Origin of the sequence: Euzebyella saccharophila, assembly GCF_014855495.1 — a bacterium.
In the GTDB taxonomy this organism is placed as follows: Bacteria; Bacteroidota; Bacteroidia; order Flavobacteriales; family Flavobacteriaceae; genus Euzebyella; species Euzebyella saccharophila.
In genome coordinates, this window is the sequence record NZ_JACYFJ010000006.1 from 55,554 (window position 1) to 73,854 (window position 18,301).

Below are 18,301 nucleotides of genomic sequence, written 5' to 3' on the forward strand. Positions count from 1 at the left end.
ACTTAGAAATGAATAAGATCGTAAAGTATATTTTAATTGGAGTCCTGGTTTTGGGCGCACTTTGGGCCGCTGCTTTTTTTATTAAATCCAATAGTAAGGAGGCCATTACTTATGAGACCCAACAACCTTTTATTTCTAGTATTGAAAAGAAAACCGTTGCCACGGGTAAAGTAATTCCGGAGGATGAGGTGGAAATTAAACCTCAAATTTCTGGAATCATCCAAAAAATTATGTTGGAGGAAGGGCAAAAGGTAAAATCCGGAGACCTCATTGCAACCATTAAGGTGGTACCCAATGAGCAATCCATGAACCAAGCAAGGGGAAGGGTCAGAAATGCGGAATTGGCTTTGAACAATACCAAAATTGAATACGATCGTAATAAATCCCTCTTTGACAAAGGGGTTATTTCAAGTCAGGATTTCAATAATTTAAAGCTGCAGTACGATCAAGCGGTACAGGAATTGGAAAACGCCAAAGCAGACTATCAGATTATACGTTTGGGATCGGCCGGGGGTTCCTCTAGTGCCAATACCAATATTAGGGCCACTGTAGATGGAACTATATTGGAAATTCCCGTGGAGGAAGGTGATCAAGTAATTCAAAGTAATAATTTCAACGACGGTACTACCATTGCTACCATTGCCGATTTGGGGAAAATGATTTTTGAGGGTAAGGTAGACGAAGGTGAGGTAGCCAAATTGGAAGTGGGTACTCCCCTTAAGATAAGTCTTGGGGCTGTTGAAGGAAAGGAATTGGATGCCAAATTACGCTTTATAGCACCCAAAGGAATTGAAGAAACAGGAGCTGTCCAGTTCAAAATTGAGGGTGATGTGGAGACCCAAGATGATATCTTTATTAGGGCCGGCTACAGTGCCAACGCCTCCTTGATTTTAGAGAAGAAAGAAGATATTTTGGTCATACCTGAAGCCTTATTGCAATTTGATAGTAAAACGGACAAGCCTTATGTGGAAGTGTCTACAGGGGAACAGAATTTTGAACGCCGTGATATTGAAACAGGAATTTCAGACGGGGTGAATGTTGAAATCGTTTCCGGACTATCGGAATCCGATAATGTAAAGGTCTGGAACAAAACCGAGCCTATTAAAAGAGGGGAAGACGAAACAGGGGAAGGCGAATAAATCAATCATCAATCATAATCAAAAAAACGAAAAATGAACCTAAAACTTATAGTTTTATTAGTCCTCTGTGTCGTAGGAAGTTTATCTGCCCAGAATAAGAAGTGGACTTTGGAAGAGTGCGTAGCATATGCTGTTGAACATAATATTAGTATTGAACAGTTTGAACTGGATTTGGAGAATGCCCAAATAGATTATTCTGATGCCGTAGGCGGTTTACTGCCAAATGTCAATAGTTCTATGAGCCTATCGGGGAACACAGGTCTTTCTTTTGACCCTACTACCAATCAGCCCGTAACAACAACTATTTTGACGGCTAATGGTGGTGTAACGTCTTCGTTGACACTTTTTGATGGGTTACGTAATATAAACCGACTGAATAGGGCAAAAATGAACGAGGTGGCCAATCAATATCGATTGGATGATTTAAAGGACGATATTCGACTTAATGTGGCCAATTCCTATCTTCAAATCCTATCGAATAAGGAGACACTTAAAGTACTGAACGCACAATTGTCAGTTACGGAGCAGGATTTAAAAAGGACCAAGGAATTGGTAGATGCCGGAGTTCTGCCACAGGGCGATTTGTTGGAAATTGAAGCTACTTCTGCCGGTTTGGAGCAGCAAATCGTCAACACGGAGAATTTGGTGCTTATTTCGAGAATTGGGCTAGCACAATTATTACAGATTACGGATTATGAAAACTTTGATATAGCGGACGTGGACTATGAGGTGCCTCCTTCTGATATACTAAATAGTTCTGCGAAGGAAATTTTTGCAGAGGCCCTCACCTTTAGAAATGATATTAAATTTTCCGAGTCCAATATTTTACTGGCAAAAGAAGACCTGAAATTAAGTAAAGGGGCGTTGTACCCAACTTTGGCCGCCTTTTTTAATTACAATACCCGATACTCCGATCAGGATGGGTTTGATGGTAGTACCGGCACTTTTGTACCTGCAGAAAGTTTCACTAATCAATTGTGGATCAATGACGGTATCTCTTACGGTGCCCAATTGAACATTCCTATATTTAATGGATTTAGTACAAGAAACAGTATTAAAAGGTCTGAAATCAATGTAAAAAAGGCAGAACTTCAATTAGAGCAGGATAAGTTGAATTTGGAAACGGATATCAATCAGGCCTATGTGGATGTCAAAAGTTTCGCTAAAGCGTACGAGGCGGCCCAAAAAACTTTGGAAGCAAGACAACTTGCCTATGACTATTCAAAAGAGAGATATGAAGTTGGCTTAATGAATGCCTTTGATTTTAGCCAGGCGCAAAGTCGGGTAGACAATGCTGCGGCAGATTTGGTACGTACCAAATACGACTATATTTTTAGAATTAAGGTTTTGGAGTTTTATTTTGGACTGCCTTTAGGGCTGGAATAGATTTTAAGAAATAATACATTGAACCTTCCCAAGGATAACTTGGGAAGGTTTTTTTTGTGGATTAAAAGTATATTTGCGCTCTATGGCATTGATTTTAAACCTTGAGACGGCCACGACCAATTGTTCGGTCAGTTTAGCTAAAAATGGCGAACTAGTAGCTATTAAGGAACATGACACCCCCAACTATTCCCATTCGGAACAGTTACATGTTTTCATAGATGAGGTAGTGAAGGAGGCAGGAGTTTCTCTAAACGATTTGGATGCTGTAGCCGTAAGCAAAGGGCCCGGTTCCTATACGGGATTGAGAATAGGGGTTTCTGCGGCAAAGGGACTTTGTTTTTCACTTGATTGTCCACTAATTTCTGTAGCAACGCTTAAAAGTATGGCCTTTCAAGCAAAGGATGCGGATGTAGACTTTGTTATTCCCCTTTTGGATGCCCGTAGAATGGAGGTGTATTCTGCTGTTTTTAATCCGCAAGGAGAAGAGATTAGAAATACACGAGCGGAGATTGTAGATGAGAATTCCTTTGCCGAGTTCTGGAAGAAAGGAAAAACCTTACTTGTGGGCTCCGGTGCGCAAAAATGCAAAGAAGTTGTCCAAAGTTCAGCGATAGCATTCAATACAACCGTAGTTCCTTCCGCTCGGGAGATGGCGCCACTTTCCTTTGGCAAATTTGTAGCTGGGAATTTTGAGGATGTAGCCTATTTTGAACCTTATTATCTAAAGGATTTTATACTTCAGCAAAAGAAAAAGTAGCAAAGATAAATCACTGAAAATAAAAAGGTTGGCATTTCGCCAACCTTTTTATTTGCTATTATCTTAAATTTAGTCCTTAGCTGCCGTTTGTTGGGGTAGGCTATGTACCACTCTTTGAGGGAAAGGAATTTCAATACCGGCATCATCAAACCGTCTCTTTACTTCTTCCATTACATGAAAGTGAGCGGCCCAGAAGACACTATTTTCGGCCCAAAATCGCAAACTCAAGTTGACGGAGCTATCCCCTAAGGCATCCACATACACCTCCGGTGCTGGCTCCTTTAAAATATTCTCGTTTTCGGCACAAATTTGTAACATGATATCTTTTGCCTGCTTAATGTTGGAGCTATAGCCAATTCCTACCTTAATGTTGTCCCTCCTTGTAGGCATGGCGTTATAATTTATAACATTGTTATTGGAAAGTTGTCCGTTAGGGATTATGGCCACCTGATTTCCAAAGGTGTTCAACTTGGTGTAAAATATACTTATTTCCTTAACGGAACCATCCACCCCTTGCGCGGAAATCCAATCGCCCACCTTAAATGGTTTGAATAAAAGAATAAGCACTCCACCCGCAAAATTGGATAGGGAACCCTGTAAAGCAAGACCTATGGCCAAACCTGCGGCACCGATCATGGCCACCAATGAGGAGGATTGTACTCCCAGCTGGGTTATCACCAGTACAAACAATAGTACTTTTAGTGCTATGTTAATAAAGCTTTGAGCAAAGCTTTCCAAGGCAAGGTCGTAGTCCTTTTTTTCAAAAAACTTTCTGACCAGTTTATTTAAGAATCGAATAATGTAGAGACCTACAACTAATATGATCAGCGCCAAGATAAGATTGGGCAAAATTTTCCAAGCGAAATCAATGGCTTTTTCAATGTGTTCTTCCAGATTGGTAAACTCTTTCATATGTGTTTTTTTAAGAAGCGGCAACGTACAAAACATCTATTGCTCCATCAAACAACTTTCTTTAAACTATTGTTAATGTAGCCGGTTTAATTCAATTGGGTCAAAACTTCGTTTGATAGGGTTACGGGAAGCTTACATGCTCCTTTTTCACAGACATAATAAGAGGTTGTGTCTTTGGCAAATCTATTTTGTAAAATGCTTAAAGAAGAGTGTTTTGGAGTACCGGCAAAAATAGTGTTGGGCAGGTAGGACTGGCGTACTTCTTTGGCCTTTAATTCAACTTCTGGACCAACAATGGCACATTCAAAGAAGGGAAGATTAAAGTAAAGTGCTAGTTCCATCCAGTTGGCATGGTTTTGGGCATTTTTTTCTAAATTTTCCTGTATGTTTTTTAATTGCTGCAGGGCTATTTTTTCATAATTATCCTGAGAGAAAAAACGGGATAATTTAAAGAAATTCTTGGCCATGATTGAGTTGGATGCCGGTATTACATTATCATTGGTTTCCACTGTTCTTCGGATTACAAAACGATCCTTAGCGGAGGTGAAAAAGAGCATTCCGCTTTTATCGTCCATAAAATTATCCAGGACGTAGTCTGCCAGTTCTTTGGAGCGTAATAACCACTTTTCTTCAAATGTAATTTCATACAGTCCTAGGTAAGCCTCAATAATGGAGGCATAGTCTTCTAAATATCCGTTAATGGTGCTCTTTCCATTTTTATGGTTATGGTAAAGTCCGCCATCTTTTTTGGCAAGATTAGTTTCTATAAACTGCGCATTTTTTTTGGCTAAGGTCAGATAATCCTTTTTCTCCAAATATCTATGGGCATCTACAAGACCCTTTAGCATAAGTCCGTTCCAAGAGGTCAGGATCTTATCGTCAAGTCTTGGACGCTGTCTTTTGGTACGCTCGGTTTTTAAAATTTCTAGGGATTCAGTAATTATTTGCTCTATCTCTGCTTCTGGCTTTTTGAACAGCTTTACAATTTCTGATGTATCAGTGTTTCTGATGAGTACGTAGTTGCCATGCTCCCAATATCCGTAATCGTTCACGTTGAAATAGGAAGCAAAAATCTCGAAGTTTTCCTTTAATAAAATCCTTAGATTTTCTTCCTTCCAAACATAAAAAGCACCTTCCTCAAGTCTGTTATTGTCATTTAAACTATCGGCATCCAAAGAAGAATAAAATCCACCTTCTACATGCATCAATTCCGTTTTAACAAAATCGATGGTTTTTTCCACTGTCTCCTTGTACAACTTTTTACCTGTTTGGGCGTAGGCCTGAGCATATAAAGAAACCAGTTGACCATTGTCATACAGCATCTTTTCAAAATGCGGCACATGCCATTTTGCATCCACGGAATATCTAGAAAATCCTCCTCCTACATGGTCAAAAATTCCGCCCCAGGCCATTTGGGTTAGACTGGTATTGACGTAATCGAATACCTTTTGATTCTTTCTTTTTACTGCGTAATGCAATAAAAAATTCAGGTTGACGGGCATCATAAATTTAGGGGCTCTGTTGTAACCACCCCTTTCATAATCAAAATATTGTGACCAGGTTTGAACGGCATTTTCAAGTTCGTTCAAATTAATCAGATTACTATTTTGGTTTAGTTCTACTAAGTTTATGGCTTGGATACCCTCTTCCATTTTACGCGCATAGTCTAAAACCTGTTGGGGTTCTTTTTTATGTAAATCGGAAAGCTGTAACAAGACCTTTTTCCAGTTTTCTTTTTGCACATAAGTGGCTCCCCAAAAGGGTCTCCCATCCGGTAAGGCCACAATGTTCAATGGCCAGCCACCACTGCCGGTCATCATTTGCAAGGCATCCATATAAATGTGGTCCACATCGGGCCGTTCCTCACGGTCTATTTTTATGTTTACAAAATGCTCGTTCATTACTTTGGCCACTTCAACATCTTCAAAACATTCATGTTCCATTACATGGCACCAATGACAGGCGGCATAGCCAATACTGATAAGTAATGGTTTATTTTCTTGCTGCGCCCTTTTTAGGGTATCGTCGTTCCAAGCCACCCATTCTACAGGATTATGGGCGTGCTGCAATAAATAAGGGCTACTTTCGTGAATGAGCTCGTTAGTGAATTTTTGGGGCATATAAAAAAGGGTGTAAAAAAAGAACGCCCCATAAGGGGCGCTCATCAATATTTCAATAGTTTTTATTTTACTTCAAAGGTAATCTTAACGTTTACGCGGTAATTATCCATTTTGCCATCTTTTACGGTGGCACTTTGCTCGTTGATATAAACCGACCGAATATTCTTTACCGATTTTGACGCCTGTGCTACCGCATTGTGGGCGGCGTCTTCCCAACTCTTATCAGAATTGGCCAATACTTCAATTACTTTTAAAACTGCCATACTATTTATTTTTTAGATTTCCCAAAAGATACGCATTAAGACAGTGATAATTAATTGAAATGCGTTAAAAATGAACGCATTAACCGTTGATGGCCACTACCTCGTTTATTTTATCGCCCATCATGTTTTTAAGCATGGTTTCAATTCCGTTCTTTAAAGTAAAGGTTGATGAGGGACAACCGCTGCAGGCACCTTGCAAGATTACGTTTACGGTCTTGCTATCCTCTTCATAGGACTGAAACAAAATATTTCCTCCGTCGCTGGCCACTGCCGGTTTTACATATTCTTCAAGGATATCTACAATTTCCTGCGAGGTATCGTCCAAATCCGTAGGTGCATTACTTTTCTCCTTGTTGGGTGAAACACCAGGTTTGGAAGCTGCTTCGGCCCCAACGGAAACCACTTCATTGCCATCGGTCAAATAATTGCGGATAAGCTCCCGTAGTTCCATGGTAATATCTTCCCATTCCGCAACATCGTACTTGGTAATGGAAACGTAGTTGAGGTCAAAAAAAACTTCTTTGATAAACGGAAATTGAAATAGCTTTTTGGCCAAACCGGAATCTTTTGCCTCATCAATATTCTTGAACTCAAAAATTCCGGGAACAATCCTCTTGTTGGCAACAAATTTCATTACGGACGGATTAGGGGTTACCTCGGCATATACCGTATATACTTCCTTTTGCCCGTCTTCATCTTCATTTACAATAGGTTCGCCCGCATTTAAATATTCTACCAACTGTTGGGCTACTTCCCCTTTTACATCATCCCACTCCACTATATCATATCGCTCAAGACCAATAAAATTGCCTGAGATATAAACTGTTTTAATGAAAGGAAGGTAAAAAAGTTGCTGTGCCAAAGGAGAGTTTTTGGCATCGTCTATATTTTTGAACTCGTAGTTTTTTCCCTTAGTTAACAAGTGATTGGTCTCAAACTTGAGTATCTTGGGATTATTGGTTCTTTCAACCGTAATGGTATATTCCTTCATTGCTAAATATTTGGTGCAAAATTACGATAAATACGTGAGCCACTATTTTAAATGAACCAGGAATATTTTTTATGGTTTTATAGATTTCAACTATGACATGTACGTACTTACAGTTAAACGGCCCTAAGCTCTAAGCTGAATGCATAATATTGTGGTATTTCATCCGTTATACCATATATTTAATCGATTCTCAACATTGCCGCCATACCTACATAGATGAAAAATCGTTTCCTAATTTTAATTTGTTCCCTCCTATTTGGTTTTACAGGTCAATCGCAGGAAGGAATTCCCGTTTATTTTGATTATCTGGCGGATAACTATTACTTGGTTTATCCTTCAATGGCCGGTATTAGTGAAGGTGGGAAAATAAGGGCTACCGCAAGGATGCAGTGGTTTAGTGTGGAGGATGCGCCTAACTTACAAACCTTGAATGCCAATTTTAGGTTAGGAGAGAGCAACAGTGGTGTGGGAGCCATTTTTTTTAATGATGCCAATGGATACCATTCCCAAACCGGACTAAAACTAACCTATGCACATCACTTAAAACTGGGTGGCGATGAAAGATACCTTAATCAGGTCTCATTTGGGTTAAGTCCCACCTATTTGCAGACCAGCTTGGATGAGTCCGAGTTTGTTTCGGCCGGACCGGATGATGCCATTACCGGAGCAAGATTGAGTGAAAGCTATTTTAATGTAGATTTTGGAATGTCCTACAGCTTAATGGATTTCTATGCCCATTTTGCCATCAACAACCTTTTGAGTAGTGACCGAAACCTGTACCGTTATGGTAAAGGAAACGATATTACCCCCGTTGTTGATAACCTAAGACGCTACTTGGTGTCTGCCGGATATATTTTTGGAAAGCAAGAGTGGCAGTATGAGCCTTCGGTTCTTTTTCAAATGACCGATTTTAACGCAGAACAAACCATAGACTTGAATTTTAAGATATACCGCGATGTTGACTTTGGTCGGCTTTGGGGAGGAGTTTCCTATCGTAGAAGCTTAGATGGCACTCCTTTCGCTACAGCGGATGGCTTTGGGGAACAGAAACTACAGCTTTTCACTCCCATTGTTGGAGCCAACATCAAGAATTTTATGGTGAGCTATAATTACTCCTACCAATCAGGGGATATCCGTTTTGATAGTGGGGGTTTTCATCAAATCACCTTGGGGTATGATTTTGGCCAATCGGATAGAAAGTACGATTGCTACTGCCCGGCAGCCCAATAAAAGAGCGCCCGAAAAACAAATTTCCTAGGCGCCCTGTTCTACAATAAAAAATTCCTTTATTCCCAGCGATAGTTCTTTTTGGCCGCTTGTTTTTTGATGGCACTGATCATGGCGTTTTCCAATTCCCCATTTTCCTCGTTTTGTTGGGAAGCTATATAGACTTCACGCTTGGCATTGAGTTCGTTTATTTCATTTTGTATTTCTTGTCGTTCGGCTTTTTTCTTGGCGATGTATGCTTCAATCTCCTGATTCGTTTTGTCCTGAAGTTCTTGGGGAAGGTCTTTTTTCTTCAATTTTGAGGCATCAAATTCAGCTTCCTCCGATGCATCTACCAAATCCCAATCGCTGTTTTTGTACATTCTGGAACTTTTGCTAATGGCCCTTTTTACCATTACTACCTCTTCCAGGGCTTCGGCGTTGCTATCCTGTAAGATTTGTTTTTCTTTTTTTGTACTTCCTAGACTTCCGTAGGAGATATAGGTCTTGTTCAGCTTTTTATTCAGTTGAATGATGACATTATCATAAGGAGTTTCAATATGCACAACTTGGCGATTATGGTCTATGGCCATATAATCTCCATTGGCCAAAAGGGCGCCTTCTTTCCATTTGCCATGAATACCTTGCTCATAATTTCCACAGAAAATGGTGTTGATGATAACATCTTGTTTCTTAGCTCTAGAGGCTGCTTCCTTAAAAGGAGTTCGGCCTTGATCAAAAGGTTCGTTTCCGGCAATGAAAATCATTTTTAGATTATCGGGATTATTGCCCCAATCCAGTTGGTTCAAAGATGTTTGTATGACTTTTCCGCAGTATTCTTCTCCACCATTGGTGGAAAGGGAAAAAAGCTTTTCCGAAATTTCATCAAGGTCGTCCGTAAAGTTCAATACTTGTTGCACGTAACCTTCACTGCTTGAGAGATTATCTTTGCCATATTGGTAGAGTGCAATCTGAAGTTCTGGTCTTGACTCGTTCCCGCATTTGGCGTGGGTGAAATTATTCACCACATCCCAAAGCTGGGCTTTTGCCTGATTGATAAGTCCGTCCATGCTGTTACTTGTATCCAAAAGCAAGGCAATCTTGACGGTGTTGTTTTTTGTTTTTGAAGAAGGGGTGTCAGAGAGGTTTATTTCCGTTTGGTTAATGGCCAATTTTTTTGGCTTGTTTTTTGTTTCACAGCCGTAAGCCGTAAGTCCGAATGCCAATAGGGCCCCTGTTACTAATACGTGTCTGGTTTTCATCTTGTCAATTTTTAATTTCTGGAGTAAATGTAGAATTGGAAACTTAAAATAAATAGTTGAAATGAGGCAAACAGGCTTCTGAATGCGTGAACCGCACCAACGCATTCGTTAACTCGAAGAATGTCATTAAAAATAGTCGTTTAAGCGAGCTTGGCTATTTTTTGAAATGGTTTATTTGAGTTAAGTTTACCTTATAATCTTAGAAATGAAAGCGATTCGTTTTCTTATTGTCGGTCTATTTTTTATATGTTTTTCCGCGGGAGCTCAAAGCCGAAGCTCTCCTGGAAATACACATGAATCGTATCTTGATTCTGCCAATGCGTATAAAAAAACCGATATTGAAAAGAGTATTGATTTTGTGGCGCAGTCCATAGCGGTATTGGGTAAAAATGCCGATGAGGTAGCCTTGGCGAAGTCACTTACAGCTTTGGGGGAAATTTATCAGTACCATCAGCAATATGACCTGGCCATTACCAACTATAAGGATGCCCTTGAAGCACATAAAACTTCAAAAACAACTCTCTTATTAGCCGAAGCTTACAATTTAAATAGTCAATATGCCGAAGCGGAAGACCTATTGACGCCCTTGCTAAAGGTAAAAACCCTTATTCCGTATCAAAAAGTGAGTTTATACGAGTCTTTGGGCGACTCCTATTTAGGTCAAGGTCAAGTTGAAAAGGCTGTTTCCCTCTATCAAGAAGGAGTGAAATTGGCGCAGATGAACCAAATCACCCCTAAATTGGCCGATTTAAACTCCAAGATTGCCGATGCCTATGCCAGCGATAACAAATTAATTGAGGCCGATGCCTTTTATGATAATTCTCTTCAGCTGTCCAAAAAGCTGGCTCCTGAAAGGGCATTGCAGGAAAAGGAAAAAGTAGCGGATTACTACAACCAAAAAAACGAATACGGAGCAGAAATACAGCTGCGAAAAGAAAGTTTGGGTGAATTGAACCAATTATCGCGTTCCAAGGTGGCCAAAAGTAGAGGCCTGCCAAAGGCGGATTCCATTACTCCGCAGCGCATCAATTATAAGATTGCCAATGCCTATATTGCCCAAGATAAGTATGATGAGGCCATTCCGTATTTAAAGGAAAGCATAGAGCGCGCAGATACCGAAGATGATTTGGTGGTGCAGAAAGATGCTACGCGTAAGCTCTCGGAGGTTTTGGAGTACAAGGGGGAATACACCAAAGCCCTCGAAACCTACCGAAATTATGTGGCATTGGTAGATACGCTCTACATCAGAAAGGAACAGGAAATCTCCCGTGCGGCCCGTTTTAACAGGGAAATATCGGCTAAGCAAAGCCGTATTTCCGGTTTGGAGCAGGAGCGGGAACTTTCCCAAAGCAAATATGACCTGGCACGTACTGAAAGTCAGTTGATAGAGGAAACCAATAAAAGACAAAAATGGGTCATCTATTCCCTTTTGGGCGGTATTGTTCTATTGGGGCTCGCCACCTTCTTTTTCTACAGAAGCAACCAACAACAAAAATTGGCCAACAATCTTTTGGCGTTAAAATCTTTGCGTTCACAAATGAATCCGCATTTTATATTCAATGCTTTAAATTCTGTGAACAACTATATTGCTAAAAGTGACGAACGCAGTGCCAACAGGTATTTAAGCGAGTTTTCTACTTTGATGCGTTCGGTTTTAGAAAATTCCGAAGAGGATTTTATCCCTTTGACTAAGGAATTGGAGCTTTTAAAGTTGTATATAAAATTGGAACATTCCCGATTTCCGGAAAAGTTCGATTATGAAGTAAAAGTAGAAGAAGAGGCAGATGTGGCAGCCTTTCAAATTCCGCCCATGTTATTACAACCCTATATTGAAAATGCTATATGGCACGGACTTCGGTACAAAGAGGAAAAGGGATATTTACACATCGAGCTAGAACAAAAAGATAGGGAATCCATTGTAATAACTATAACAGATAATGGTATAGGGAGAAAAAAATCCGCGGAGTTAAAAACCCGAAATCAGCGAAAACAAAAGTCAAAAGGGATGGGTAACATCAAAAAACGTATTGAAATACTCAATGATATGTACAAGAATAAATTGGAGGTGCAAATTTCCGATCTAAACGAAGATGGCACGGGTACCAAGGTGATTTTTACCCTTAGAAATAAAGCAGCTTAAGATTTGAAGCCCATGAAACTGAATGCAATCATAATTGAGGACGAAAGCAATAGTCGTGAAATTCTACGGAACTATTTGGCTAAGTACTGTCCGCAAGTGGAACTTCTGGGCGAGGCAGATTCCATTCAAACAGGACTTGAACTGGTGCAAAGCCAAGAACCGGATTTGGTCTTTTTAGATGTGGAAATGCCTTTTGGAAACGCGTTCGACCTATTGGAGCAGTTGCCGGACCGTACTTTTGAGACCGTTTTTGTGACCGCCTACGATCATTATGCCAAAGATGCCTTGAACCATCATGCGGCTTATTATTTAATGAAACCCATTAATATAGACGAGCTTATAAAGGCAGTGGAATATGTACAAGAGGTGCGTCAAAAAGAAAGTTCTTTGGCGGATGCTGTTTTGCGACCAAAAACCAAAGCGCTGAATGGAAAAATCACCCTTCCGCAGCAAGACGGATTTGAAGTTTTGAATGTAGCTGATATTCTTTACTGCAAGGCGGATGATAATTACACTGAAATATACCTGGAAAAGAAGAAAATACTGGTAAGTAAAACACTAAAGTATTTTGAGGAAGCTTTGGAAAGTTATGATTTTGCCAGAATCCATAAGTCCTATTTGGTAAATGTAAACGAAGTGGTGAAATACCGAAAGGGAAAAGGGGGCAGTGTGGTTATTTCCAATGGCAAGGAATTGCTGGTGTCCGCTTCCAAAAAGAAAGATTTGTTGGCCTATTTTTAAAAGAAATATAAGTTGTAAAGATGATTAAAGAAGTGAATGGCAAGAGTCCTATTATTGGTGAAGATTGCTTTATAGCCGAAAATGCCACTATTGTTGGGGAAGTATCTATGGGAAACCAGTGCAGTATTTGGTTCAATGCTGTACTACGCGGAGATGTACATTACATAAAAATGGGGAACAAGGTAAATGTACAAGATGGGGCAGTGGTTCATTGTACCTATCAAAAATCGCCCACCACCATTGGTAATAATGTTTCCATTGGTCACAACGCCATTGTTCATGGGTGCACGATAAAAGATAATGTGTTGATTGGTATGGGAAGTATTGTAATGGATGATTGTGTGGTAGAAAGCAATAGCATAATTGCCGCTGGTGCGGTCGTTACCAAGGGTACCCATGTGCCTACGGGCACTGTTTTTGCCGGAATGCCAGCGAAAAAAATCAAGGATATAAGTCCGGAATTAAGTTCAGGTGAAATTGATCGTATAGCCAATAATTACGTAACGTACTCCGGTTGGTTCAAGGAGTAGTGGCCTTGGTTGTTGAACTTTATGGTTTTAGCTGCGGTTAGGATATGGTACTGCTAACTATTTTCCTATTTTTGTGCGCACTTAAAGAAGAACAACTATGAATGCATATATCTTTCCGGGGCAAGGTGCCCAATTTGTGGGTATGGGATTGGACCTGTATGAAAAATTTCCAATAGCCCAAGAAATGTATGAACAGGCCAATGAAATTTTGGGTTTTAGTATTACGGATACGATGTTTGAAGGAACTCCTGAAGATTTAAAACAGACCAAAGTTACCCAGCCGGCCATATTTTTACATTCCGTTATTTTAAGCAAGGTGCTGGGAGATAGTTTTCAACCGGATATGGTAGCTGGTCATTCCTTGGGAGAATTTTCTGCTCTGGTTGCCAATGGTACCATGAATTTTGAAGATGGTTTAAAATTGGTATCTCAAAGAGCCTTGGCCATGCAGAAGGCTTGTGAACTACAACCAAGTACCATGGCCGCTGTTTTAGGATTGGAAGATGCCGTAGTTGAAAAGTTATGTGAAGAAACGCCGGGAATTGTAGTTGCTGCCAATTATAATTGTCCTGGGCAATTGGTGATTTCCGGAGAAGTATCGGCTATTGATGCTGCGTGCGAAAAGATGAAGGAAGCTGGGGCAAGAAGAGCTTTGGTGTTACCGGTAGGTGGGGCGTTTCATTCGCCATTAATGGAGCCGGCAAGGGAAGAGTTGGCGTCAGCTATTGAGAATACCGAGTTCAACGAGCCTAATTGCCCGGTATACCAAAATGTGACCACCACGGCGGTGAATGACCCATCGGAAATAAAAAAGAATTTGATTTCACAATTGACCGCTCCGGTAAAATGGACCCAAAGTGTGGAAAATATGGTGAAGGACGGAGCAACGGAATTTATAGAAGTGGGACCCGGAAAAGTGTTACAGGGCCTAATACGAAAGATAGCAAAGGATGTAACAGGACGTTCTGCTGAAATACCTGAGTAGGGTTTTTGTAAGGTAAATTGTATTTTATCTATACAAAGTTCTATTTAACCCCAGATTTACGGACCTCTTTTATTTTTTTAGTATTATTGAGGCCCATTTTACGAGAACCTACTTAACGTGCTGTGTATTGAATTTCAATTGAATTCAAAGGACAGTTTATGAAAATGAAAAAAAGAATGTTACGCTTTGCCACTGGCTTAAACGGTTATGGTAAGGCATTTTTATTGGTGTTATTGATGGGCCTTTTTCAACAAGTCTCAGCACAAACAATATCGATTACGTCTGGTGATAATGAGGCTGGGGAGACTAATGGGGTTGCTAATAATGCAAGTTTCACAATTGAAAGAAGCCCTAATAGTTTTGCTACCAATACCGTTACATATAGCATTGGAGGAACTGCCGAAAATGGTGTGGATTTCGAGGCTTTATCAGGGTCAGTTACTTTGAGTTTAATTAATCCATCGGTTACAGTTAATGTAAATGTAATACAAGACGAATTGGTTGAGGGCCCCGAAACACTTATTCTTACCTTAACTGGTGGTGGCGGTGCAGCAATAGGTCCACAGAATTCTCTAACAATAAATATAGCAGACAATGACACCGGTACATTCACGCTAACCATGCCGGAAGGTGAGGCTGCAGAGGAAAATACGGTAAGGGGGCGCTTTGTTATCACTTTGGACAAGCCCAATGGAACGGGAGAGGATATTACCATTCCCTATAGTTTTGGCGGTACGGCTACAGTGCCTGGCCAGGCAAATGCGGATTATGCGTTGGCGGGAAGCGGAGGCGCCACTGCCACGGGAGTACTTAATTTTCCTTCCGGAGGAGCACGGACAAGAGCTTTTAATGTAAACCCTATTGATGATGCCTTAACGGAAGACACGGAAACTGTTGTACTTACTTTGGGGCAACCCAGTAATCAAACCCTTTTTACCTTTACACAGGTTCCTGCTGAAAATAGGACCATAACGATTACTGATAATGACTGTGCCGCGGGAGATACGGCACCGGTCATCAATGCGCAGCCCAACTCTGTATGCAACCCTCCTAACAACCAGATAAATCTTGATGACTATGTAGTTGGAGGTGCAGGAAGTGCACCTGCTGGCGCATCTTTACGATGGAGTACGGTTGCCAACCCAACCGCTGCAGGTCAGCTTTTACCTAATTCTACTCGAACAAGTACGCAAGGGGGTACGTATTATGCCGTTTATTGGGCAGATGACAATTCTTGTTCAAGTCCATTGGATGATGTTACCATAACTTTTGTGGACCAGCCGTCCGCAGGTAATCCAACAAATGCTCAGGCCTGTAACAACCCTACCAATGAATTTGGACCCATACAGATAAATTTAAGTGCGCAGCTTACCGGCGAAGACCCCGGTACATGGGCATTTACTTCTGGGCCGGCTACTGTAGAACCTTCAGGTGCCAATGGTACGGTGGATTTTAGTGGGCAACCTGCCGGAGCGTATGTATACACATATACAACCAATCCTTCGGGACCATGTGGTTCCGAAACCTCTAGTGTTACCGTTACCGTAAATGATTGTGATCCTTGCGAGGCAGGTAACGATGCGCCGGTATTGAACCAAAATGTACCCACCACCTTTTGTGATGAAATTGACGACAACATTTCTTTGAACGATTATGCACCCAACAGTGGACCTAACGGAACGGTCTTGCGTTGGGCCAGTGATGATAGTGATCCCACAGGTAGTTTTGTGCCACAAAACAGAATTGATAATCCGTTAGCAGGCACCTATTATGGGTTTTATTACGATGCCACGAATGATTGTCCCAGTAAGGCCCTTTTGGAGATAAATATTGCGGTGACTCCGTCCCCAGAACTGCTAACGACTACCGGTGCGGAGAGGTGTGGGCCGGGAACGCTTACGCTAAGGGCTACGGCAAGCGAAAACGCAACAATTCTTTGGTATACCCAAGAAACAGGAGGGACTTCTGTAGGCAATGGAAGAAATTTTACCACGCCCAATCTTAATATAACAAGGACATATTATGTTGAGGCAACTTCCAACAACTGTACTACAGAAAGAGCAGCTGTAGTAGCAAAGGTGGCGGCCCAACCATTGGCCGGAGCGCCGCAAAACGGCTCTTCCTGTAATGATAGCCGTTATGGAAATACTATTTTGGATCTGGACGATTTATTTACCGCTGTACCTAGTACAGGGGTTTGGGCTTTTGTGGATGGTCCTGGAAGCCCTCAAATTGACGGTAGTAACATCATAGATTTTCAAGGCTTGCCCAATGGACAATACGTATTCTCCTATTCCACTACGGAAGCAGAGGCACCCTGTGAAAACGATGTTGCCGAAATTACGATTTCCGTAAGCAGTTGTGATACAGACGACGATAATGACGGACTTCTTGGAGGTATTGAAGCTTCCCTTGGTACAGACCCCAATAATCCGGATACGGATGGGGACGGAATTACAGATGGAAATGAAGTAGGGGATGATTTCACCAATCCTATTGATACTGATGAGGATGGTATCATAGATGCCTTGGATTCCAATAATTTGGATTCTGACAATGATGGTACTTTAGATTATCTGGATCCTGGTAACGATAACCCCTGTGTTCCCGATAATTCCGTAGGTCTTTGCGATACGGATGAAGATGGAATTTCAGATGGGGATGAAATTAGGGACGGCAGTGATCCATTTGATGCCTGTAGCCCAAACATCAACCATGAAAACTGTGACCCAACACCCATTGATTTACAGGTGGTAAAAACCTTGGATAAACCGGATGCTGTAGTTGGTGATGAGGTGATATTTACAGTGGAGGTAACCAACCTAATAGCACGTACGGCCCGAAATATTGTAGTTGGCGACATGTTGGAAATGGGTTTTGCCTACAAAACGCATAATACATCGGTGGGTACTTACGATCAAAATGATGGCATGTGGACCATCTTTGAAATTCCGGCAAATGGAACTGCTACTTTGACCATTACCGTAGATGTGGTGGAAGGTGGCCCTTATACCAATACAGCAGAACTGTTACAATCTTTTCCAGTGGATGACAATGAAGGTAACAATACATCAGAGGTAACCCTAAATGTAGACCTGCCGGAAGGAATCGATCTGGTACTTGAAAAATGGGCCAGAATTGTGGATTCAAATGACACCCTCAATTTAAGCGATAACAGAAATTTATCTGAAGTGAATCCTTTAGTGGGGCAGGAAATCATTTTTACCCTTAGGGTGATTAATAAGTCCCAAGAAGATGCGGTGTCCAATATTCAAGTGTTGGATACCATTTCAGATGGGTTTGAATATATTTCCAATGAGGCCACTTTGGGGGTATTCAATAGAAGAACGGGAATATGGCTTATTCCCGAACTGTTAAGAAACGAAGTGGCCGAATTGGAGATTCGAGTCTCTGTGCCCGAAACTGGTACTTTTGTCAACACGGCAGAAATTGTACGCTCATCCCCCTTGGATAGTGAAGGCAATTATGATAACAATATAGACGAGGTAACGGTTAATGTGTCTGAACGTACTTCTGCTGAATTCGGAATCATTTTCAACCAATTTTCCCCTAATAATGATGGGGTAAACGATGATTTGAAAATCAATAGAAGATTTGTTGGTGAGAACGGTATTGAACGAATCATCGACCTTGTATATGACATAAAGATTTTCAATAGATATGGTAGTCTCATGTTTGAAGGAGCCAATATGACCGGAGATATCATTTGGGATGGAAATAGGGAAGGTAATGAAGTGCCGGACGGAACCTATTTTTACGTGTTAGATGTTACCTTGCAAGAAGAAGTGGAAGGCGCGGAAACAAATACTACCAAAAAAGGCTGGATACAGCTCATAAGATAATGCTGA

14 protein-coding genes are annotated in these 18,301 nt (G+C 41.0%); 9 read left to right on the plus strand and 5 right to left on the minus strand.

Translation table 11 applies throughout. The features are described from left to right. Positions 1-8: 8 nt before the first annotated feature. From IL355_RS16040 to tsaB, 3 genes are all read left to right on the plus strand, one after another. Positions 9-1,139: an efflux RND transporter periplasmic adaptor subunit gene (locus IL355_RS16040; protein ID WP_192463131.1), complete on the plus strand. Its 1,131-nt coding sequence runs from the start codon at positions 9-11 to the stop codon at positions 1,137-1,139. Positions 1,140-1,172: 33 nt separating this feature from the next. Further along, positions 1,173-2,525, plus strand: a complete 1,353-nt coding sequence (locus IL355_RS16045) for a TolC family protein (RefSeq protein WP_192463132.1) — start codon at positions 1,173-1,175, stop codon at positions 2,523-2,525. Between the two features lie 82 nt (positions 2,526-2,607). Next, positions 2,608-3,282, plus strand: a complete 675-nt coding sequence (gene tsaB, locus IL355_RS16050; RefSeq protein ID WP_192463133.1) for a tRNA (adenosine(37)-N6)-threonylcarbamoyltransferase complex dimerization subunit type 1 TsaB — start codon at positions 2,608-2,610, stop codon at positions 3,280-3,282. Positions 3,283-3,351: 69 nt separating this feature from the next. On the opposite strand, the gene IL355_RS16055 is transcribed toward tsaB, so the two are convergent. From IL355_RS16055 to IL355_RS16070, 4 genes are all read right to left on the minus strand, one after another. Beyond that, positions 3,352-4,194 (minus strand): mechanosensitive ion channel family protein, encoded by an 843-nt coding sequence (locus IL355_RS16055; protein ID WP_192463134.1) that lies wholly within the window; start codon positions 4,192-4,194, stop codon positions 3,352-3,354. Between the two features lie 86 nt (positions 4,195-4,280). Then, the gene (locus tag IL355_RS16060; RefSeq protein WP_225621290.1) at positions 4,281-6,359 is read right to left on the minus strand and encodes a thioredoxin domain-containing protein; all 2,079 of its coding nucleotides are present in this window, start codon (positions 6,357-6,359) and stop codon (positions 4,281-4,283) included. Positions 6,360-6,376: 17 nt separating this feature from the next. Beyond that, complete coding sequence (locus tag IL355_RS16065) at positions 6,377-6,577, minus strand: dodecin family protein (RefSeq protein WP_187456063.1); 201 nt, start codon at positions 6,575-6,577, stop codon at positions 6,377-6,379. 79 nt (positions 6,578-6,656) lie between these two features. Further along, positions 6,657-7,568: a NifU family protein gene (locus IL355_RS16070; protein WP_192463135.1), complete on the minus strand. Its 912-nt coding sequence runs from the start codon at positions 7,566-7,568 to the stop codon at positions 6,657-6,659. A 216-nt stretch (positions 7,569-7,784) separates the two neighbouring features. Between IL355_RS16070 and IL355_RS16075 the strand changes: the two genes are divergently transcribed. Beyond that, complete coding sequence (locus tag IL355_RS16075; RefSeq protein WP_192463136.1) at positions 7,785-8,798, plus strand: PorP/SprF family type IX secretion system membrane protein; 1,014 nt, start codon at positions 7,785-7,787, stop codon at positions 8,796-8,798. A gap of 56 nt (positions 8,799-8,854) precedes the next feature. Here IL355_RS16075 and IL355_RS16080 read toward each other — a convergent pair whose 3' ends face one another. Next, the gene (locus tag IL355_RS16080) at positions 8,855-10,036 is read right to left on the minus strand and encodes a VWA domain-containing protein (RefSeq protein ID WP_192463137.1); all 1,182 of its coding nucleotides are present in this window, start codon (positions 10,034-10,036) and stop codon (positions 8,855-8,857) included. A 205-nt stretch (positions 10,037-10,241) separates the two neighbouring features. Here IL355_RS16080 and IL355_RS16085 point away from each other — a divergent pair, with 205 nt between their 5' ends. The 5 genes from IL355_RS16085 (at position 10,242) to IL355_RS16105 (ending at position 18,295) form a co-directional block, all read left to right on the plus strand. After that, positions 10,242-12,176 (plus strand): tetratricopeptide repeat-containing sensor histidine kinase, encoded by a 1,935-nt coding sequence (locus tag IL355_RS16085; RefSeq protein ID WP_192463138.1) that lies wholly within the window; start codon positions 10,242-10,244, stop codon positions 12,174-12,176. A 12-nt stretch (positions 12,177-12,188) separates the two neighbouring features. After that, positions 12,189-12,917, plus strand: a complete 729-nt coding sequence (locus IL355_RS16090) for a LytR/AlgR family response regulator transcription factor (RefSeq protein ID WP_192463139.1) — start codon at positions 12,189-12,191, stop codon at positions 12,915-12,917. A gap of 20 nt (positions 12,918-12,937) precedes the next feature. Then, on the plus strand, positions 12,938-13,447 hold the full coding sequence (locus tag IL355_RS16095) for a gamma carbonic anhydrase family protein (RefSeq protein ID WP_192463140.1): 510 nt from the start codon (positions 12,938-12,940) through the stop codon (positions 13,445-13,447). A 97-nt stretch (positions 13,448-13,544) separates the two neighbouring features. After that, on the plus strand, positions 13,545-14,432 hold the full coding sequence (fabD, locus tag IL355_RS16100) for an ACP S-malonyltransferase (RefSeq protein ID WP_192463141.1): 888 nt from the start codon (positions 13,545-13,547) through the stop codon (positions 14,430-14,432). A gap of 158 nt (positions 14,433-14,590) precedes the next feature. Continuing rightward, positions 14,591-18,295 (plus strand): T9SS type B sorting domain-containing protein, encoded by a 3,705-nt coding sequence (locus tag IL355_RS16105; protein WP_192463142.1) that lies wholly within the window; start codon positions 14,591-14,593, stop codon positions 18,293-18,295. Positions 18,296-18,301 lie beyond the last annotated feature (6 nt).